This is a genomic window from Halomonas sp. 1513 (genome assembly GCA_001971685.1).
Taxonomy (GTDB): domain Bacteria; phylum Pseudomonadota; class Gammaproteobacteria; order Pseudomonadales; family Halomonadaceae; genus Franzmannia.
The window spans coordinates 1,002,124-1,021,458 of record CP019326.1 but is presented as its reverse complement, the minus strand read 5'-3'; the positions used below and the strand labels follow the sequence as shown (position 1 = coordinate 1,021,458).

The following is a 19,335-nucleotide window of genomic DNA, read 5'->3' as shown; positions in this document are numbered from 1 at the left end:
GGGCCACAGTCTATCACTCTCGGCCGCCGGTGTTGTCCGCCGAGTCGCGGCCGGTGGTCGCACTGCTCGCCGGATGGCCAGGCTCGGCGGGCTCGATATCGACGATCTTGGAGCGGCTCATCACCACCTTCCAGCGCTGGATCACCGGCTCACCGTCGCCGATACGCTCCCGCGTCACCAGATTGATAAGGTGACGCTTCTCGACGCTCTCGCGCACTACCTGGCCATCCTTGACCCGATAGACATGGTGCGAGGCCTTGTCCATCAGCCGCGAGAGTACCGCAAGATCCAGGGTCAGGGTTTCGCGGGTCTGCTCGTAGCCGCTGAGAAAACGCGTCGGCGACATGCGTGAATTCGAGCGGTAGTGCAGCACCATCTCCTCACGCTGGGCCACGTTGCGCTTGCGCGCGGTCTTGATCGTCTCGTCGAGCTTGGCGAAGCGCTGGTAGTCGAACCACTCCAGCTGGCGCCCCACCAGCTGGTTGCTGTGCACGTCGAAGTACTGCCGCCGCCACTTGGGCCGGCCCTTGCGCAGCCAGCGCCACAGGGTGGTGCGCAGGTCATCCTTGAACACCTCGCGCAGCGCATAGAGCACCGCCAGCACCAGCACGAACAGCGCGGTGATATCGCCGATGCTCTCACGGGCCTGCAGCAGTCCCAGCGAGACGAAGATCATCACCACCGCGGTGGCCAGCCCCTTGACCGCCTTCTCCTCCCCACCGCCGAGCTCCTGGGTGGTCTCTTTGAGGGTCACCGGATACTCGATCAGTCGCCGCAGCAGGCGCATCTTGTTGGAAATCCGCGTCGGGTCGCGATTGACCCGCGCCGAGTTGTACTCCTGCGCCTGGCGATAGTCGCTCTCGGCCTGGCAGATCGCCAGCAGGCGTGCCTTGTTGGCCTTGTAGTGACGGTCGCGGGGCAGGTGCGCCACCAGCGACAGCAGCCGCTGTTCGGTGAACCACGACAGATAGTTGTCGACGTTGGCGAAATACTTGTGCAGCCGCGCGTCCTCCGGACGCGAACGGCGCAGCCGCTTGAGGATATCCAGCGCCAGCTCGACCAGCTCCTCGATGCTCGCCTGTCGGGCCTCGGCCTGAGCCGTCGCCTCATCCTCGCCGCGCTCCTCCTCGCGCTTGGCATCGTGGAGCTCGCGGCCGCCGCGCTCGAGAGCCACTACGTACTGGTAAGCGTAGAGGCTCAGGCTGAGACGATACTGATCGCTGTCCAGCGAGCCGCGCCGCGCCAGCCGGCTGAGCACCAGCGGCAGCTGGTGGCGATCGCTGTAGTAGGTACGCTTGACGTGGATCGCACTGTGATAGAAGGCATTCTCGGCGATGACATCGGAGGAGAGCCCCAGCTCGCCGGGCACGAACAGATAGAGGTCGAGACGATGGGTGGTCGACTCGCGCAGGATCCGCGAGATCTTGAGGGTGAAACCTTCCTTGCGTTCGACGCTGACCATCGTTGCTCCCTGGCGGACACTGTCCCACTCTTCGGTTATACCATGATCCTGCCACCGCTGACCGCCGCCGGACTTGCCTTCACCGCGAGGCGGGGCGACCATGTGGCGCTGCCACGTCCTATAATCAATAATTGCGACCCCGTGGAGACAAGGGATGCCCATCGCGCGCTTTTCGCCCTTCGAGCTGCTACTGCTGAAGAGCCGCCATCAGGCGGATACGGCAGCGCTGCTGCTGCTTGCCTGGGTGCTCGCCAGTCGTGGCCATATCGGCGACCCGGAACGCGCACGGCTCACCGAGCTGACCCACGGCTTTCGCCACGGCCATGCCCTGGAACCGATCATCGAGATCGCCGCCAGCCAGGATCTCGCCGCCATCCAGCTCGCCGCCGAGCTGCTGCAGAAGGAGTGCCACGGCGAACAGGCCTACCCCTTCCTGCGCCTGGCCATCGCCCTGGCAGCGGAGGGCGGCATGCCGTCGCTGGCCAACCACCATGTGCTGCGCTTTCTGGCTGATCTGGTCGGCGTGGCGCCCAGCGAGTTCGCCCCGCTGTTCGAGGCGGTGGCCGGCAAGGCCTTCACCAACCCCGACGATCCTAGCCGCACCGGCTACTGGCAGGCCAAGGAGCATCATCGCCAGCAGCAGGAGCAGCACCGTCAGCAGCAGCAACGCCAGCATAGCCAGCGCGAGCAGGAGCGCCAGCGCCGCGAACGCGACTACCAGGAGCGGGCGCGCCAGCGCCACGAACGTGAACAGCGCGACCAGCACCAGTACCACCGGCGCCAGCAGCGTCATCGCAGCGATCAAGCGCCGCCGCCCGGTGACCGTACCCGGCATGCCTTGGTGGTACTGGGGCTCCAGCCCGGCGCCAGTCGCAGCGAGATTCGCCGCGCCTATCGCCGCCTGGCCCAGACCCACCACCCTGACCGCGTCTTCACCCAGGGCGAGGCGCGGGTGGCCAGCGCCTCGCTGCGCTTTCAGCGCATCAAGAACGCCTACGAATACCTGATGGAGGTGAGCTGAGATGCGCGACCTCTACAAGCGCCTGGGGCTCTCCCCCGACGCCAGTCAGGAGGCGATTCACACCGCCATCGACGCCTGCCAGCACAGCGCCCTCAAGGCCGACGCCCAGATGGTGCTGCAGGTCGGCTCGCGGCGCGACGAGTACGATGCCCTGCATGCCACCCTGAGTGACATCGGCCTGCTGCGCGCGCGTCTCGGCCTGACCCACGGCGCCTACTGGCAGGACAGCGTGGCCAACGACTTCTCGCTGCCGCCGGACAGCGCCTGCTCACGGCAAGATGAGCTGGTCGAGCGACTCAGCCATGCCGCCGGCTGGCACAACCGCTGGCGGGCGTGGCACGCCCCCTGGCTGATCGCCGGGCTATTCGCCAGCGGCGTGCTGGCCGGCGCCGCGCTGTGCCACACGCTGCTGTGAACTAGCCTCTCTCGCTCACCGCGATGGGGCAGGGTCCGGCGAGCCGCCGCTGGGGCTGGTCTCGCCCTCGGGGTCGGCGACCCCGGCTTCGCCGGGCTCGCGGCCGGCGCTGTCCTGGGGCGCCTCGGGGGTCTCGCCCTGGCCTTCGTCCAGCGATTCGCCGAGGCGCCCCTCCATCTGGATGCTCATGCGCGGCATGGCGACGTCCAGGCCATCCTCTTCCATGCGCTGCTTGAGGCGCAGGTTGAAGGCGCGCGCCACGTCCCACTGCATCACCGGCGCGGTGCGCATGCGCATACGCAGTACCGCCGCCCCCTCCTCGAAGCGCTCGATGCCCTGCAGCTCCAGCGGCGACCAGATATGGTGGCGCATCATCGGGTCCTGGCGCAGCTCATCGGCCACCTCGCGCACCAGGCTGATGGCGTCATCGATCTTCATCGCATGGGGGATGCGCACCCGCATCAGGGCGATGCCGAACTGGCGCGACATGTTGTGGATCGACTGGATCTGGCTGAAGGTGATGATGTGCACGATGCCGTCTAGGTCGCGCAGCCGAACGGTACGCAGCGTCAGGCCTTCGACGGTGCCGAGGTGGCCGCCCAGGTCGACGAAGTCGTCGATCGCCAGCGAGTCCTCGATGAGGATGAAGATACCGGTGATCAGATCCTGCACCAGGGTCTGGGCACCGAAGCCAATCGCCAGGCCGATCACCCCGGCACCGGCCAGCAGCGGCGTGACGTTGACGCCGAGATTGGCCAGCCCGACGATGGCCGCGATCACCACGATGGTGGCGAAGATCACGTTGCGAATCAGCGGTGTGATGGTCTGCGCCCGGGCGCTGTTGACCCGCCTTCCGCGGGAACGCGCCGACGATGTCAGGGCACGCTGGATCGCGGTGTCGGCGAAGATCCACGCCAACCACGCCACCAGCACGGTGACACCGATCGCCACCAGCGCCTGACCGATGCGCGCACTGGCCACCCCCTGCTGGCCGAGGCCCAGCAGCGAGCCGCCCCACACCTGCAGCGAGAGCTCGCCGAACGCCACCCAGCAGACCATGTGCGCCAGCGCATAGCCGAAACGCTCGAGGCGCTTGCGATATTCTGAAATGCGCTTGCGCCGGGTCGTCGTCTCGCCGTGGCGGCGAATCAGCCCGGTCACCACCAGCGTCAGCACCAGCAGCGCCGCCGAGATGATCGCCCGGGTCAGCGCGCCGCCGGCATCGCCCACCGAGACGAAGATCGCCAGCAGTGAGGCGCCGACCAGCAGCAGCGCGGGTACGTGCCACAGCCCCCCCAGCGCCCATATCAGGTCGTAGCTGGTGCTGGCGTGGTGCCGCTGGGCGTAGGGGCGATTGCGGATCAGGTGCTTGATGGGACGCTTGAAGCGCATCACGAACGAGCCCGCCAGCAGCGCGGCGAGGATATTGGCCAGTACCGACAGCAGCGAAGAAAGATTGCCGCCGAGCAGCTCGATCAGATAGCCCGACTCCAGCGCATCGGCCAGCGCCACCAGCGCACCGATGGCAAACAGCCGACGCAGCGCGCGCTGGCGTAGGTGGGAGACGGCCACGAAGCGATGGCCGCGGGTGAACACCGACACCACCACCTCGACGATTACCGCCAGCAGCCGGCCGCAAAGCGCCGCGTAGGCTACTACCAGCGCCACTGCTCGCCCGGCGCTTTCCGGCACGAACTGCCCCACTCCGAGCATGAGCAGGAACGCCAGCAGCCAGGGCAGCAGGCGGCGGAGCAGATGGACGACCAGCTGCCAGGCGCGGGGCTCGCGTGGCAGACGTAGCGGCCAGTCGTGGCGCAGCGCCACCAGCCGGGCAGCCGCCATCAGGATGATCAGCAGACCGACCCAGATCCCCAGCATCACCGTGGCTTCGACGGCCAGGCGCATCAGGTCTCCGGAACTCGCCTCGTCAAGCAGCTCAAGGCTCTCGCTTAGCGCCTGGTCGAACTGGGTCTGCCACACATCGAGCGGCGATTGGCCGGCCTCTGCCTGATCGCCAAAGTCGCTGAGGGTATCCGCCAGGGCGCCCAGCAGCCCCTGGCGTGGCAGCGCGGTTTCCTCGCCCTCGGCCTGGGCCGAAGCCTCGCGCAGGTCGCGCAGGTTCTCGACCAGGGAGCCGCGTCGCTCGGCGTCTTCGAGGGTCGCGATCACTTCGTCCAGCGATTCAAGAAACGCCTCGGGGTCGTGCTCGTCGCCCGCCTCCTCGCCGCCGGCCAAACCGGCCAGGGGCAAGGCCTGGGCGCCCACCTGTTGCGGCAGCGCCAGGCACAGCGCCAGCAGCACAAGCAGCAGCCAGCCGAATCGCAGCAGGCGGTCGGACAGCAGGTCAGTGGCGGCTCGCGGCATGCTTCCTCCAATCAAGTGGTAGCCGCAGAGTCTGCACAGACCCGCGGCCGCGGTAAAGGCGGCACATGCATCACCCCTCTTTAGGGTAGCGTGTCGCGCCGCTGGCTTATGTTAGGCTGAGCGCTGACCCGTCATCGCTGCAGTGGAGCCCGGCATGGATGTGCGCCCACCCCCGACACCCCAGACCGTAGAAGGCCAGACGCGGCGTGTCGGCGTCGAGATCGAATTTGCCGGCATCACCCCCGCCAACGCCGCCCAACTGGTCTGCGAGCTGTTCGGCGGCCAGGTGGTAGTGCTCAGCCCCCATCGCCTCAAGGTCGAGGGCACCCGCTGGGGCGAGTTCGGTATCGAGCTGGACGCCCAGGTCGCGCATCCCGATGCCAAGGTCATCGATCAAGCCCCTATCAGCGATGCCGAATGGGATCGCCAGCGCCACCAGATGCGGGTCGAATTTCACAATAAGACCCGCGAGCTGATCGGCGACGTGGTGGCCGGCCTGGTACCCACCGAGATCGTCTGCCCGCCAGTGCCCTGGGACCAGCTCGACGCGCTCGATGCGCTGTTCGATGCGCTGCGCGTACACGGCGCCAAGGGAACCGACGCCAGCCTGCTCTACGGCTTCGGCCTGCACCTCAACCCCGAAGTGCCGGACCTCGGCGTCGACTCGATCCTTGCCCATCTGCGCGCCTATCTGCTGCTCGCCGAGTGGCTGCGCGATCAGATCGACATCGACATCACCCGCGAGGTCCTGCCCCACGCCAACCCCTTTCCCAAGGCCTACGCGATCCTGGTGCTCGACCCCGACTACCGACCGGACCTCGACACCCTGATCGGCGACTATATCCAGCACAATCCGACCCGCAACCGCGAACTCGACCTGTTCCCGCTGTTTGGCTACCTGCGCCCCGACTATCCCGACGCCATGTTCAGCGATGCCCTGATCAAGCCGCGCCCCACCTATCACTATCGACTACCCAATGCCCAGCTGTCGGCACCGCAGTGGGGCTCGGTGGTGGAGTGGAACCTGTGGGTCGAGGTCGAGATCCTCGCCGCGGACCTCGAGCGCCTGGAAGAGCGTTCGCAGGAGTATCTCGCGCACCACACGCTATCACCCATGACGCGCTGGCTGGACAAGCTACGCAGCTGGATGAAAGAGTCCTGAGGAGTCGCATGCCCCGCCCACTGATCGGCATTACCACCTCCGACTACAAGAGCCGCATTGCCTGGTGGTTCGACTGGTTCGCCGTATGGCGTCACGGCGGCCGTCCGCTGCGGCTGTCGCCGTCACGCCCCCACCCCGAGACGCTCGACGGGCTGATCATCGGCGGCGGCGACGATATCGAAGCCCACCTCTACGGCGGCGAGGTGCAGCTCGACGTGCGCGTCGACCCCCAGCGCGACGAGCTCGAACTGCAGCTGCTCGAGCGTTTCATTCCCACCGGTTGCCCGGTACTCGGCATCTGCCGCGGCGCCCAGCTGCTCAACGTGCACCTCGGTGGCACCCTCGATCCGGATATCTATACCACCCACGAGGGCCTCAAGCGACGCCGCACGGTGCTGCCGCGCAAGACCGTCGACATCGTCGGCGCCAGCCGGCTGCAGCGTATCCTCAAGGTCAGCTGGTGCCGCATCAACAGCCTTCATCATCAGGCGGTAGAGAAGGCCGGGCGCGGCATCGAGATCGTCGCCCGTGACCGCGACGGCCTGGTGCAGGGCATCGAGTCCCGCGAGCACGACTTCCTGATCGGCGTGCAATGGCACCCCGAGTGGCTGATTTTCAACCGCCCGCAGCAGCGCCTGATTCGCGCCTTGGTCAAGGCCTCGAGCCGCCATGCCGCGCGTCGCGCGAGCGCCCCAACGCAAGACGGCCACCCGCTGGGTGGCCGTCAGGCACGCTGAACGCGAAAGGTCAGTTGGCGAGTGTCGCCTCGAGGGTGATCTCGGCATTGAACAGCTTGGAGATCGGGCACCCCGCCTTGGCCTTGTTGGCGGCATCCTGGAACGCCGCGTCGTCGGCACCGGGGATCTTGGCCGTGGTCTCGAGGTGAATCGCGGTGATGCTGAAGCCGCTGTCATCCTGGTCGAGCTTGACCGTGGCCTGAGTGTCGATGCTGTCCGCGGTGAGGCCAGCCTCGCCGAGGATCATCGACAGCGCCATGGAAAAGCAGCTGGCATGGGCCGCACCGATCAGTTCCTCGGGATTGGTGCCGGGTTCGCCTTCGAAGCGGTTCTTGAAGCCGTACGGGGTCTTGTCGAGCGACCCGCTGGCGGTGGAGACCGATCCCTGGCCCGTCTTGAGATCGCCCTTCCAATGCGCTGAAGCCTTGTTGGTTATGCTCATGTCATCTCCTATCCTATCCGTGGTACGGAAGCACCGGCCGCCAGGCGGCCGGTCACAACGACTGGCGACGGCTGCCGCCAGGATCGATCAGTCCAGCGCGGCCAGCGCTGCCTCATAGTCTGGCTCGTGCTTGATCTCGTCGACCAGTTGACTATGGATCACCCGGTCTTGTTCATCGATCACCACCACCGCCCGCGCGGTCAAGCCGGTCATCGGCCCGCTGGACAACGCCACGCCGTAGTCGCGATGAAAGGCCGGATGGCGAAAGGTCGACAGGGTGATGACATCGTCCAGCCCCTCGGCGCCGCAGAAGCGCTTGGCGGCGAACGGCAGGTCCGCCGATACCACCAGCACCACGGTATTGGCCATCTTCGACGCCAGCTCGTTGAACTTGCGCGTCGAGGTGGCACAGGTCGGGGTATCGACGCTGGGAATGATGTTGAGCACCTTGCGCTTGCCGGCGAAGTCGGCAAGGGTGACGTCCTGCATGTCCTGATTGGTCAGCGTCAGCGATGGCGCCGCCTGGCCGCTCTGCGGAAAATCGCCGGCAACGTCGACGGGGGTTCCAGCACGGGTTACCTGTTTCATGCACACTCCTCATGGTGGGGTAAATCGTTACTCGGCCGCTGGCGAGCCCTGTAGCTTCGTCAGCGACGCTGCCAACTGCGCCCTGCCCAGTTCGGCCATCAGCGCCATGTTGCGTTCAGGGATTGCCTCGGGGTCGGGGTGGTGTTCGAGCACCGCGCTGAGGCTCGCTTCGCGCAGCAGATGCAGCAGCGGCCACGGCGAGCGGTTGGTGTAGTTCTCGACGGCGTCTTCGGCGGCGTCGGCGAAACAGTAGTCAGGGTGGAAGCTGGCCAGCTGATAGACGCCTTCATAGCCCTGGTCGACCAGCAGCGCCTCGGCCAGCGCCAGCAGGTCGAGGTAGTCATCGAAGTCCTCGGCGCCGTCGGCGATCACCAGCAGCGTGGTCTCGATCTGCGCGGAGTCATCGAGGCGGCGGCACTCTTCGATCAGGGTCGTCAACAGCGTGGTCCAATCGGCGGCCGAGACGGCCAGATAGCGGACGCGACCCGCCTCGACCTCACGGGCCGCAAACGGGCATATGCTATGGCCGACCACGAACTGCTCGACCCAGCGACGCGTCGCCGCCACGCAGTGGATATCGGGGCTTGGGACTTCATTCACATCGGGTTCCTCGGTTGACACAGCAGTATAGCGCGTCGCATTGCAAAGGCGCCTATCCTGAGCCAGCATGCCATGAAACAGATTTCCATCATGTCATCGGAGGACACCACCATGGGCCCCGCCGCTACCGCCCGTCAACCCGCCTGCGTCAGCATGCCAGCCAGTGCCCACCAGCCCGCCGTCGAGCTGCCCGCCATCGGCCAGGGCACCTGGTACATGGGCGAAGGCCTGGCCCCCCACCATGACGAGGTACGTGCCCTGCAGCAGGGGCTGGAACTGGGCATGAGCGTCATCGATACCGCCGAGATGTACGCCGAGGGCGGCGCCGAGCGGGTGGTGGGCGAAGCCCTGGCCGGACGCCGCGATCAAGCCTTCCTGGTCTCCAAGGTCTACCCCTGGAATGCCGGGCGCGACAGCGCCATCGCCGCCTGCGAAGCGAGTCTCACGCGCCTCGACACCGACCACCTCGATCTCTACCTGCTGCACTGGCCGGGCAGCGTGCCTCTCGACGAGACCCTCGAGGCCTTCGAGCGGCTGCGCGAGCAGGGCAAGATCCTGCGTTTCGGCGTCTCCAATTTCGACGCCGACGACATGGCCAGCCTGGCGGCACTGCCCGGCGGCGCCGAGTGCGCCACCAACCAGGTGCTCTATCACCTCGGCTCGCGGGGCATCGAACGGCGCCTGCGCCCGTGGCTGCGCCAGCACGACATGCCGCTGATGGCCTACTGCCCCATCGCCCAGGGCGGCCGCCTGCGCGACAGCCTGCTGACCCACCCCGAGGTGCTCGAGGTCGCCTCCGGCCTGGGCGTCACCCCCGCCCAGCTGCTGCTGGCCTGGGCGATTCGCCCGCTGGACGGCAAGCGCGACGTGATCGCGATTCCCAAGGCGGTGCGCAGCGAGCACGTCGAGCAGAACGCCCGGGCGCTGGATATCACGCTGAACGACGAGGCCATCGCGCGGCTCGATGCCGCCTTTCCGGCCCCTGAACAGGACGTTCCCCTGGATATTGTCTAGTAGCGCTGTCTAACTGCCCCGCCGCGAGGCGAGGCGGTCGGCCAGCCGGGTCGGCTCGGGTAGCTTGGTGCGCCCCAGGCAGCGCACCACCCAGTCGACCGCGGTGGTCAGGCTCAGGCGATGCCCCGGGGAGACGAACACCGGCTTTACGCCCTGGCGTGATCGGAGCACCGCACCGATGGTCTCGCCGCGATGCGTGAGCGGCGTCCACTCGCCCCTGGCCACAGGCACCTCGCCGTACTCGCCACACAGGCGCGACTTGGCAATGCCAATGGTCGGCAGATCCAGCCACAGACCAAGATGCGCAGCGACGCCCAGGCGACGCGGGTGGGCGATGCCCTGGCCGTCGACCATGACCAGGTCGGGGCGCCGCTGCAGCTTAGCGAATGCGGCCAGCGCGGCGGGTACCTCCCGGAAGGAGAGCAGTCCGGGCACGTAGGGCATGCGGGTGGGTTCACGATGAACGTGCTGCTCGAGGCGTTCGAGGGAGGGCCAAGCCAGCAGCACGACCGCCGCCCGCGTGATCTCGCCCGCCGCCTCGAAACCGATATCGACACCGGCGATGGTCGCTACCGCCTCGACCCGATCCTCGAGGATCAGTCGCGGCGCCAGCTCGCGCTGCAGGGCAACCGCCGCGCTCGGCGTCAGCGACCAATCATGCAGCGCCGTCACCACGCCTCCCGGTGCAGATGCCTGCCTTGACGGGGCCTATTCGCAGAACCCCCAGCCTTCCAACAGCATGCGCAGCTTCTCGACGCGGGCGCGGTTCTTGCCCAGGTCGGTCACCCCCAGCCGTGAGGCGCTGCGCACGTGGCATACGCCCTCCTCTTCGCTCCACAGGAATTCTAGGTCGTCGACGAAGCCAAACAGCGGCGAGCGGCACTCGGCGTGGATGTAGTCTTCCGAGGCGGTGACGATCACGGCATCCTCGCAGCCGGCGAGCGCCGTCTGCAGGCGCCGCATCAGCTGGGCCTTGGAGCGATCGCCCGGGTCCAGCGGCTCGACATAGTGGGCATCGTCGTTGGCCTGGCTGCAGACGCTGTTGGCCGTAGGCGGACACTCCGCCAGGCGCCCATCGTGGATGCCCAGGGTATCGGGACGTTTGCTGGTCAGCGGATTGGTCATCATGGGTCGCGTCCTCTGTTGTTATCTCCATGGCTGTGACTTTCACTATATTGGAAATATTTTCCATAGAAAAGTTCAGCGCGATCTGCCAGCGCCGCGAGCGACAAAAGGCGACCTCTCGACTATCCAGTCAAGTTCACATCGGCGCACTTGGCAAGTCGCGCCGCCAACGCAGGCGGCCCGCCTCGATGAGGCGGGCCGCAGGGGCACTCCATGGCCGGGGGTCAGGTGGTGCCGGGCATCGGGCGATCACCAGACTGACGCCGTTGCAGCATCAGCAGGCCGCCGCCCACCAGCAAGCCGGCAATATCGGTATAGATGCCGCCATAGATCATGCAGATCGCGCCGGCCAGCAGCAGCAGCCGCTGCCACGACTTGACCGCCCCGAAGTACCAGGCTTGCACGGCGGCGGCGAGCATCACCACGCCGATCGTCGCGGTCACCGCGACGCGCAGGATCTGCATGCCGCTGCCCTCCATCAGGATCGCCGGGCTGTAGAAGAACATGAACGGCACGATGAAGGCCGCCAGCCCGATCTTGAACGAGGTGGTCGAGGTCTCCATGGCGTTGGCCCCCGAGATCCCCGAGGCCGCATAGGCGGCCAGTGCCACCGGCGGCGTGATCGCCGACATCACCGCGAAGTAGAACACGAAGAAGTGCGCCACCAGCGGCTGGATGCCGATCCCGATCAGGCCCGGCGCGACCACCGAGGCGGCCACCGCATAGGCCGCCGTGGTCGGCATGCCCATGCCCAGCAGGATCGAGATGCACATGGCGAAGAACAGCGCCAGCAGCTGGCTGACCCCGGCCAGGCCAAGCAGCAGCGACGAGAAGCGCGCACCGACCCCGGTCAGCGAGATCACCCCGACGATCAGGCCGGCGCAGGCACACACCACGATGATCTGGATCGACATGGTGCCGGCCAGCTGCAGCGCCCTCAGGATCGAGGGAATGCCCATCTTGTGCGGCGACAGCCAGCTGACCACGGCCGCCGAGGCGGTGGCCAGGGTGCCGGCGCGGATCACCGAGTAGCCCATGAACAGCGCGGCGATCAGGATGATGATCGGCGCGAACAGGTAGACCTGCTTGACCAGCCGGCGGAACTGCGGGATCTCGTCCTTGCGCATGCCGCGCATGCCTTTGCGGGCCGCCTCGAAGTCGACCATGCAGTACACCGAGAGGAAGTACAGCGCGGCGGGGATCAGCGCCGCCACGGCGATCTCGCGGTAGGGAATACCGGTGATCTCGGCCATGATGAAGGCGCCGGCACCCATGATCGGCGGCATGATCTGGCCACCGCTGGAGGCCGCGGCCTCGATCGCCCCGGCACTGCGCGCCGGATAGCCGACCTTCTTCATCAGCGGGATGGTCAGCGAGCCGGTGGAGACCACGTTGCCGGCGCTGGTGCCGTTGATCATGCCCATCAGGCCGGAGGCGAAGATCGAGACCTTGGCCGGGCCACCGCGGGCGCGGCCGGCGGCGGCGAAGGCGAAGTTGACGAAGTAGTCGCCGACCTTGGAGGCCTGCAGGAAGGCGGCGAAGATGATGAACAGAATGATGTAGGTCGACGACACCGCGGTGGTCGGGCCGAGGATCCCGGCATCGGTATACACCTGGCTGAAGAAGCGCCCCACCGAGAGGCCCGGGTAGCCGAGGAAACCGGGAAGATAGGGCCCGCCCCAGACATAGGCAAGGAACACCAGCGAGATGATCACCAACGCATTGCCGGTGACCCGGCGGGTCATTTCGAGAATCAGCAGCGAGCCGGCGATGGCCGCGTAGGAGATCCCCATCGGCGCGAAGGAGGTGCCGGTCGACATGCGCAGCGGGGTGTTGTAGATGACCAGGAAGTAGCCGGCGCTGGCCAGGGCGCAGACCATCAGCACCAGATCGGGCAGCGCGAACTTCTCACGCACCTGACGATACAGCCACGACATCACGATGGCCGCGGCGGTGGCCAGGATCAGCGGATAGCCGTAATGCCAGGCCTCGATATGCGGCTCGATGCGCTGGGCACCGCCGGCAATGGCGCGCCACATCAGGAAGGTCTGCAGCAGCGCGTAGAGCGCCGGCAGCAGCAGCAGCCCGGCCAGCACGGCCTGCCACTTGGGCGCCGCCTGATGGGTGTCAGAGGCGAAGCGCGCGCCGGTATAGAGGCCGTATCCAAGGATCAGCGCGCCGGCGATGTGGATCACCCGGTACGACCAGGTCTCCATCGGGATCACGTTGAGGGTGATCAGGTGGAACAGCGAGTAGGCAATCGCCAGACCGCCGAACAGCGCCCACTGCCAGCCGGTAAACAGGCGGCGATTGGACTCGATGACCTCTTCGTCGACGCCTTCGGCGAGTAGCTCTTTGGCGTCCTTGTTCTCGGCCCCCTCATCGGCACCGCGTCCGGCAGCCGGCGGGGTCTTGTCGTTATCGCTCATCAGTGTCATCTCCAGGCATCATGTGACGCACACATCCGCACCGGTATCGACCCATCGACACCGCATGAATTCACAATAGACAAACTGGCCGCCCACCTCGCGGCGAGCGGCCAGTTGCATCGATTCAAGCAAGAAACACTTAGTGAATCATGTCGTCATCGATCTCGTAGCCGTTCTCGTTGAACCAGCGCGCGGCGCCCGCGTGGAACGGCATCACGTCGTTGTGCACGACATTCTCGGGGATGGTGGTTGCGGCACTACGGTGCACGTCCATCATCTTGTCGTTGTTCTCCATGGTGATGCGCGTGACTTCGTAGACGAAGTCTTCCGGCAGGTCGCAGCGGGCGATGGCGAAGTTCCACATCGACACGGCGCGGGCGTCTTCCTCGAGGGTCTCGTAGGTGTCGGCCGGGATCATGAATTCGGAGACCGGGTAAGCGTCGATGGCAGTCTGCTGCTCTTCCTCGGTGAATTCGATGATGTTGACATCGGTCTGCACCTCGAGCTGGCTGACCGCCGGGATCGGGATGCCCGCGGCGAAGGCGATGACGTCGAGCAGGCCATCCTGCAGCTGGCCACCCAGGTCGGTCCAGCCGCCGTTACGCCGCTCGAAGTCGATTCCCAGCTCCTCGAGGATCGCCGGGAAGTAGGTGTCGGAGGTCGAGCCGGAAGGGCCGAAACCGATCCGCGCGCCGTCGGGAATCTCTGAGATGCTGGTAATCCCGGAATTCGACAATGCAGTAATCGAGAACGGCGTCTCGTACATCGGGAACATGGCACAGACGTTGTCCATCGGCACGCCCGGCGCCAGCGGACTCTCGCCATTCACCGCATCGGTGGCCGGCCCCATGGTAGCCATCCCGAAGGAGATGTCGCCGTTGTGGACCAGCGCCAGGTTCTGGGTCGGGCCGCCGGTGACTTCGCCGCCGCCGGAGATGTCGCCCAGCTCGTCGGCGATCAGGTTGGCCCAGCCGGAACCGTAGATGTAGTAGGTGCCACCTTGGCTGGCGGTGCCCATGGTGAAGCTATCAGGCCAGCCTTCACGGTCGGCCACGGCCTGGGTGGCGGTAGCCATCATCACGGTGGCGGCAGCGAGGGGAAGCAGTGCAAATCGTTTCACAAGCGTACTCCGGTTGTTGTTTTGCGGGATGCAGTCTTTAAGCAGGCAAAAGCAAATTAATTGTACAAGAAAAGGGGAATGTACAATATCCAGGGTAGCGGCGCGAAAAGCCCGGTGCAAAGCCGCGGGGAGCTTTTTCGACTAATGGATGATACACCCGCCCCGCAGAGGCAATCGCATGACTGTCATGGTCACCGCTGCAGCCCACCCGCCCAGGCGCTATCATCGAGCCTTTCGCCTCATCGCCCAGGAGCCTTCGTGAAGCTGATCCACACCGCCGACTGGCACCTCGGCCAGAGTTTTCATGGTCAGGAGCGCCATGCCGAACACCGCGCCTTCCTGGACTGGCTGCTCGATACCCTGGCCGAGCGCCGAGCCGACGCCCTGCTGGTGGCCGGCGACCTGTTCGACGTTGTCAATCCTTCGTTGCGCGCCCAGGAGCTGCTCTACGACTTCATCGTCCGCGCCCACCAGCGGCTGCCGCGGCTGGATATCGTGCTGATCGCCGGCAACCACGACAGCGGCAATCGCATCGAACTGCCGGCACCGCTGATGAAACGACTGCGCACCCACGCCCTGGGCCGGGTGAACTGGCTGAATGATGGCCGCCTCGACGCCGAGCGCCTGCTGGTACCGCTCACCGACAGCGACGGCGAGACCCGCGCCTGGTGCCTGGCGCTGCCCTTCCTGCGCCCCGCCGAGGTCACCGGGGCGGGGCTTGGTGCCGACCAAGCCGCCGACGATGGCGAACAGCACAACGACTACGTGGCCGGCATCGAACGGGTCCACCAGCAGCTGATTGCCGCCGCCCGCGACCAGCGCCAGCCCGGCCAGGCGCTGGTCGCCATGAGTCACGCCCACCTGCACGGCGCGGCGGTGTCGGAAGCCAGCGAACGCCCCATCGTGATCGGCGGCGAAGAGTCGATCCCGGCGTCGCTGTTCCCCGCCGAGATCGCCTATGTCGCCCTCGGCCATCTGCACCGCGCCCAGCAGGTTGGCGAGGCGCGCATCCGCTACAGCGGCAGCCCCCTGCCGCTGGACTTCAGCGAGGTCGACTACCCGCACCAGGTGGTCGAGGTCACCCTCGACGGCGACAGCCTGGCGGCCAGCGAGGCAATTCGCGTGCCGCGCCCGGTGGCCATGCTGCGCATCGGCCCCGCGCCCCTTGAAGAGGTGCTTGCCGAGCTAGAGGCCCTGGAGGATGACCCCGCGCTGGCCCGTGAGCGCTGGCCCTGGCTGGAGGTACGCGTCGAGCTCGAGGCGCCGATTCCCGACCTGCGCGCCCGGGTAGACGCCGCCCTGGAAGGCAAAGCCCTGCGCCTGCTGCGTTTGGAGCGGCGCCTGCCGCGGGTCGCCGAACAGGCCGACACGGCGCGGATCGACCTCGAGAGCCTGGGGCCGCGCAAGCTATTCGAGCGCACCTGGCAAGCGCGCTGGGGCGAGCCCCCCGGCGAGGCGGTGATGGCCGACCTCGACCGGCTGCTGCAGGAGGTGCTGGACAGCGACGACGAGGAGCCGCGGCCATGAAGATCCTCGCCCTGCGCCTCGCCAACCTGGCCTCGCTGCCCGGCCCCCTCGAGCTCGACTTCACCACCGCGCCGCTGCGCGATGCGGGCCTGTTCGCTATCACCGGCCCCACCGGGGCCGGCAAGAGCACCCTGCTCGACGCGCTGTGCCTGGCGCTCTACGGCAGCACCCCGCGGCTGCGCCAGGCGCCGGTGCGCGACGCCTCGCTGCCCGACGTGGAGGGCGAGACCCTCAACACCGCCGACCCGCGCACCCTGCTGCGCCGCGGTACCGCCAGCGGCCATGCCGAGGTCGACTTCCTGGGCCGCGACGGCCGCCGCTACCGCGCCCGCTGGGCGGTGCGCCGCGCCCGGGAAAAGGCCGGCGGCCGCCTGCAGGCCGCCGAGCAGTCGCTGCGCGATCTCGACGCCGACCAGCTGCTGACCACCCAGAAGCGCGAGTTCGACCGCCTGCTTCCCGAACGCCTGGGGCTCAGCTTCGACCAGTTCACGCGTGCCGTACTGCTGGCCCAGAGCGAGTTCGCCGCCTTCCTCAAGGCCGACGACAACGAGCGCAGCGACCTGCTCGAGCGCCTCACCGGCACCGCCGAGTACTCGCAAATCTCGATCGCCGCCTACCGCCGCGCCAGCCAAGCAAAGAAGGCGGTGGACGCCCTCGACGCCAAACTCGCCGACGACCTGCCCGCCGAGCCCGAGGCGCGCGCCGAACTCGAGCGCGCCGCCGAGGCCACCCAGCAAGCACTCACTAACCTGAAGAAGCAGCAGGAAAGGCTTTCTACACGGCAGCGCTGGCATGATGACGACGCCCGCTTGCGCGACGCCTATCGCCAGGGCGTTGCCCAGCGGCAAGCCGCCGACGACGCCTGGCAGGGGCTGGCGCAGCAGCGTGCCGACCGCGCCTGGCGCCAGCGGATCGCGCCCCAGCGCCACGCCCTCGCCCGCCAGGCCGCCCTCCCCGGCGAGATCGCCACCCTGGAGGCGACCCACGCCAAGACACGGCGCGCGCTGGAAACGGCACTCTCAGAACAGCAAGCCGCCACTACAGCGCTTTCAACGGCGGAGCAAGCACTCACTGACGCCGGCGACGCCAGGCAGCGCGCCGAGCCCGCACTACGTCAAGCGCGCGAACAGTCTCAGCAGTTGGAAAGCGTGGATAAACAGCTTGCCGACCTCGCAGCGACGCACCGCCAGCAGCAGGCCCGCGCCGCCACCCTCAGTGATGAACACCGCAAGGCCCACGAGGCCCAGCAGGGCCGCCAGCGTGAGCGAGATGACAGGCAGGCGACCCTCAAGCAGTTGATGGGCACGCACCCGCGCCTGGACGACGCCCGCCAGGCCGCCCAGCAGGCGCACGACAGCGCCGCCCAGCGCCAGCTGGCCCTTGGCGAGCTGGCCGGCCGCTGGCAGGAGCTGGAGCGCACCCATGCCAATCAGCGTCGGCTCGCCGACCAACTGGAGAAAGACCAGGCAGCGCGCACGCGGCTGCTGGAGGAGGGCCAGGCCGCGCGCCAGCGCCTCGACAAGGCCGAGGGCCACCTCGCAAGCGTCAGCGCACTGATCGAGCGCAGCCGCGCGGTGCGCAGCGAGAGCGTGGCACAGCTGCGCGCCCAGTTGCAGGAGGGCGAACCCTGCCCGGTGTGCGGCGGGCTCGACCATCCCTGGCGCCAGCAGCCACCCACGACACCCGAGGCTGCCCAGCTCGCTGCCCAGGAAGCGGAAGAAGCGCGCCAGCTGGATGACGCCAAGCAGGCCCGCGACGCCGCCCAGCAGCAGCGCGACACCCTGCTCGGCGAATACCGCGCCGTGGAGGCCGCCCTGGCCCAGGGCCACAAGGCGCTGGAGGAGACCGACCAGCGCTTGGCCAGCGCCCGGTCGGCGCTGCAGGAGCATCCGCTATATGGCGAGCTGGCGGAGGTTAACGACGCACAGCGCGACGCCTGGCTACGCGCCCAGCAGGATGACAGCGAGTCTCGCCGGCGGCGCGAGCGCCACACCCTGGATGAACTCGCCCGGGCCGAGGCCGAGCTTGCCCCCCTCGAAGAGGCCCTGCGCCAGGGGGAGCTGGCCCTGGCGCGCCTGGCGGCCGACAAGGCCGGCGCCGACCAGCGGCTGGCCGAACTCGACGCGCAGCTGCCGCCGCTACGCGAGCAGCGCACCGCCCTGGCCCGGCGCCTGGCCGAGACACTCGGTGAGCACGCCAGCCCGGATGCCTGGCAGCAGCGGCTCGACGCCGCCCTGGAGAGCGCCCGCCGGGAACGCGAGCAAGCACTTACTCAGCAGCACGCTGCCGAACAGGCCCGGCTGCGTCTTACTCAGCAGCGCTACTACGAGGCCGAGCAGCTCAGCGCAAGGCGCCACGAGCTCGAGACACTCAGCGCCGAGCTGGACGCCTGGCGCGGTGCCCACCCCGAGCTGGACGATGCCACGCTCGCCCGCCTGTTGGCCCAGGGCGACGACGAGGCCCGCTCAGAGGAGCAGCGAATCGAGGCCGCCGACCAGGCCCGCCAGCGCGCCGCCGCCACCCTGGCCGAGCGGCGCACGGCGCTGCTCCAACACCGCCGCGGCCAGGGGCTGCTGGCCCCCGACGACGATGAGGATGCCCTGCTCGGTGAGCGCGCCGAGGCCGAGCTGGACCACCTGCGCCAGGTGCTCAGCGAGGAGCGCCAGGCCCTGGCCCCCCAACTGGAGGCCGCCCAGCAGGCCCGCGACGACGCCGCCTTCGCGCTCGGCGACGACGACCGCAAGCGCGCCCGCCAGCAGGCCGGCCAGGCCGAACGCGAGGCCGCGCGTGCCGAGCACCGCCGCTGGGGGCAGATCAGCGAGCTGATCGGCTCCGCCGACGGCAAACTGTTCCGGCGCATCGCCCAGGCCTACAACCTCGAGCAGCTCCTCGAGCACGCCAACCTGCACCTCGCCGGGCTCAGTCGCCGCTACCGTCTGGTGCGCGGCGGCAGCGAGCTCGGCCTGCTGGTGGTGGACCACGACATGGGCGACGAGCGCCGCTCGGTGCACTCGCTCTCCGGCGGCGAGACCTTCCTGGTGTCACTGGCGCTGGCCCTGGGGCTGGCCTCGATGGCCTCCGGCGAGTTGACCATCGAGTCGCTGTTCATCGACGAAGGCTTCGGCAGCCTCGACCCGCAGTCGCTGGCGCTGGCCATGGAGGCGCTCGACGGCCTGCAGGCGCTGGGCCGCCGCGTCGGCGTGATCTCCCACGTACAGGAGATGCACGAGCGTATCCCGGTGCAGATTCAGGTCGAGCCGCTGGGCAACGGCACCAGCCGGGCCAGGTTGGTAAGCGCATGACCCACCGCAACGCCAGGCGCGATGCCC

General features: G+C 67.8%; 16 protein-coding genes. 7 read left to right on the top strand and 9 right to left on the bottom strand.

What is annotated here, in order from left to right; genetic code table 11:
* Positions 1–13: 13 nt before the first annotated feature.
* Positions 14–1,462, bottom strand: a complete 1,449-nt coding sequence (locus BWR19_04700) for a hypothetical protein (protein APX92291.1) — start codon at positions 1,460–1,462, stop codon at positions 14–16.
* A gap of 154 nt (positions 1,463–1,616) precedes the next feature.
* Between BWR19_04700 and BWR19_04695 the strand changes: the two genes are divergently transcribed.
* Both BWR19_04695 and BWR19_04690 read left to right on the top strand, forming a co-directional pair.
* Complete coding sequence (locus BWR19_04695; GenBank protein ID APX92290.1) at positions 1,617–2,483, top strand: hypothetical protein; 867 nt, start codon at positions 1,617–1,619, stop codon at positions 2,481–2,483.
* A 1-nt stretch (position 2,484) separates the two neighbouring features.
* On the top strand, positions 2,485–2,898 hold the full coding sequence (locus tag BWR19_04690) for a hypothetical protein (GenBank protein ID APX92289.1): 414 nt from the start codon (positions 2,485–2,487) through the stop codon (positions 2,896–2,898).
* Positions 2,899–2,913: 15 nt separating this feature from the next.
* Here BWR19_04690 and BWR19_04685 read toward each other — a convergent pair whose 3' ends face one another.
* Positions 2,914–5,262: a mechanosensitive ion channel protein MscS gene (locus tag BWR19_04685; GenBank protein APX92288.1), complete on the bottom strand. Its 2,349-nt coding sequence runs from the start codon at positions 5,260–5,262 to the stop codon at positions 2,914–2,916.
* A gap of 154 nt (positions 5,263–5,416) precedes the next feature.
* Here BWR19_04685 and BWR19_04680 point away from each other — a divergent pair, with 154 nt between their 5' ends.
* On the top strand, positions 5,417–6,424 hold the full coding sequence (locus tag BWR19_04680; protein APX92287.1) for an amidoligase enzyme: 1,008 nt from the start codon (positions 5,417–5,419) through the stop codon (positions 6,422–6,424).
* An 8-nt stretch (positions 6,425–6,432) separates the two neighbouring features.
* Positions 6,433–7,161 (top strand): gamma-glutamyl-gamma-aminobutyrate hydrolase, encoded by a 729-nt coding sequence (locus BWR19_04675; GenBank protein ID APX92286.1) that lies wholly within the window; start codon positions 6,433–6,435, stop codon positions 7,159–7,161.
* 10 nt (positions 7,162–7,171) lie between these two features.
* Here BWR19_04675 and BWR19_04670 read toward each other — a convergent pair whose 3' ends face one another.
* From BWR19_04670 to BWR19_04660, 3 genes are all read right to left on the bottom strand, one after another.
* Positions 7,172–7,603, bottom strand: coding sequence for an OsmC family peroxiredoxin (locus tag BWR19_04670; GenBank protein ID APX92285.1), 432 nt, complete (start codon positions 7,601–7,603; stop codon positions 7,172–7,174).
* An 87-nt stretch (positions 7,604–7,690) separates the two neighbouring features.
* Positions 7,691–8,191, bottom strand: a complete 501-nt coding sequence (locus BWR19_04665) for a lipid hydroperoxide peroxidase (GenBank protein ID APX92284.1) — start codon at positions 8,189–8,191, stop codon at positions 7,691–7,693.
* 27 nt (positions 8,192–8,218) lie between these two features.
* Positions 8,219–8,791 carry a hypothetical protein gene (locus BWR19_04660; protein APX92283.1) on the bottom strand — a complete coding sequence of 191 codons (573 nt, stop codon included), beginning with the start codon at positions 8,789–8,791 and terminating at the stop codon, positions 8,219–8,221.
* Between the two features lie 153 nt (positions 8,792–8,944).
* Between BWR19_04660 and BWR19_04655 the strand changes: the two genes are divergently transcribed.
* The gene (locus BWR19_04655; protein ID APX94899.1) at positions 8,945–9,805 is read left to right on the top strand and encodes a hypothetical protein; all 861 of its coding nucleotides are present in this window, start codon (positions 8,945–8,947) and stop codon (positions 9,803–9,805) included.
* 9 nt (positions 9,806–9,814) lie between these two features.
* Here the strand turns inward: BWR19_04655 and BWR19_04650 are convergent, their stop codons facing one another.
* The 4 genes from BWR19_04650 to BWR19_04635 all read right to left on the bottom strand — a co-directional run bounded on the left by BWR19_04650 (position 9,815) and on the right by BWR19_04635 (position 14,479).
* Positions 9,815–10,477, bottom strand: a complete 663-nt coding sequence (locus tag BWR19_04650; protein APX92282.1) for an endonuclease V — start codon at positions 10,475–10,477, stop codon at positions 9,815–9,817.
* A gap of 36 nt (positions 10,478–10,513) precedes the next feature.
* Positions 10,514–10,933 carry a hypothetical protein gene (locus BWR19_04645; GenBank protein ID APX92281.1) on the bottom strand — a complete coding sequence of 140 codons (420 nt, stop codon included), beginning with the start codon at positions 10,931–10,933 and terminating at the stop codon, positions 10,514–10,516.
* A gap of 221 nt (positions 10,934–11,154) precedes the next feature.
* Entirely contained in the window at positions 11,155–13,359 is a 2,205-nt protein-coding gene (locus BWR19_04640; GenBank protein ID APX94898.1) for a C4-dicarboxylate ABC transporter permease, read from the bottom strand.
* A gap of 139 nt (positions 13,360–13,498) precedes the next feature.
* Positions 13,499–14,479: a C4-dicarboxylate ABC transporter substrate-binding protein gene (locus tag BWR19_04635; GenBank protein ID APX92280.1), complete on the bottom strand. Its 981-nt coding sequence runs from the start codon at positions 14,477–14,479 to the stop codon at positions 13,499–13,501.
* 258 nt (positions 14,480–14,737) lie between these two features.
* On the opposite strand from BWR19_04635, the gene BWR19_04630 reads away from it, so the two are divergent.
* Both BWR19_04630 and BWR19_04625 read left to right on the top strand, forming a co-directional pair.
* Positions 14,738–16,006 (top strand): exonuclease SbcCD subunit D, encoded by a 1,269-nt coding sequence (locus tag BWR19_04630; protein APX92279.1) that lies wholly within the window; start codon positions 14,738–14,740, stop codon positions 16,004–16,006.
* Positions 16,003–19,308 carry a chromosome segregation protein SMC gene (locus BWR19_04625; protein APX92278.1) on the top strand — a complete coding sequence of 1,102 codons (3,306 nt, stop codon included), beginning with the start codon at positions 16,003–16,005 and terminating at the stop codon, positions 19,306–19,308. Before BWR19_04630 ends, BWR19_04625 begins: the two co-directional genes overlap by 4 nt.
* Positions 19,309–19,335 lie beyond the last annotated feature (27 nt).

Excerpts from the sequence above, each read along its gene's own strand:
- BWR19_04700 (APX92291.1), bottom strand. The coding sequence starts at position 1,462 with ATGGTCAGCGTCGAACGCAAGGAAGGTTTCACCCTCAAGATCTCGCGG.
- BWR19_04645 (APX92281.1), bottom strand. The coding sequence starts at position 10,933 with ATGATGACCAATCCGCTGACCAGCAAACGTCCCGATACCCTGGGCATC.
- BWR19_04685 (APX92288.1), bottom strand. The coding sequence starts at position 5,262 with ATGCCGCGAGCCGCCACTGACCTGCTGTCCGACCGCCTGCTGCGATTC.
- BWR19_04675 (APX92286.1), top strand. The coding sequence starts at position 6,433 with ATGCCCCGCCCACTGATCGGCATTACCACCTCCGACTACAAGAGCCGC.
- BWR19_04625 (APX92278.1), top strand. The coding sequence starts at position 16,003 with ATGAAGATCCTCGCCCTGCGCCTCGCCAACCTGGCCTCGCTGCCCGGC.
- BWR19_04680 (APX92287.1), top strand. The coding sequence starts at position 5,417 with ATGGATGTGCGCCCACCCCCGACACCCCAGACCGTAGAAGGCCAGACG.
- BWR19_04690 (APX92289.1), top strand. The coding sequence starts at position 2,485 with ATGCGCGACCTCTACAAGCGCCTGGGGCTCTCCCCCGACGCCAGTCAG.
- BWR19_04670 (APX92285.1), bottom strand. The coding sequence starts at position 7,603 with ATGAGCATAACCAACAAGGCTTCAGCGCATTGGAAGGGCGATCTCAAG.
- BWR19_04695 (APX92290.1), top strand. The coding sequence starts at position 1,617 with ATGCCCATCGCGCGCTTTTCGCCCTTCGAGCTGCTACTGCTGAAGAGC.
- BWR19_04640 (APX94898.1), bottom strand. The coding sequence starts at position 13,359 with ATGAGCGATAACGACAAGACCCCGCCGGCTGCCGGACGCGGTGCCGAT.
- BWR19_04655 (APX94899.1), top strand. The coding sequence starts at position 8,945 with ATGCCAGCCAGTGCCCACCAGCCCGCCGTCGAGCTGCCCGCCATCGGC.
- BWR19_04665 (APX92284.1), bottom strand. The coding sequence starts at position 8,191 with ATGAAACAGGTAACCCGTGCTGGAACCCCCGTCGACGTTGCCGGCGAT.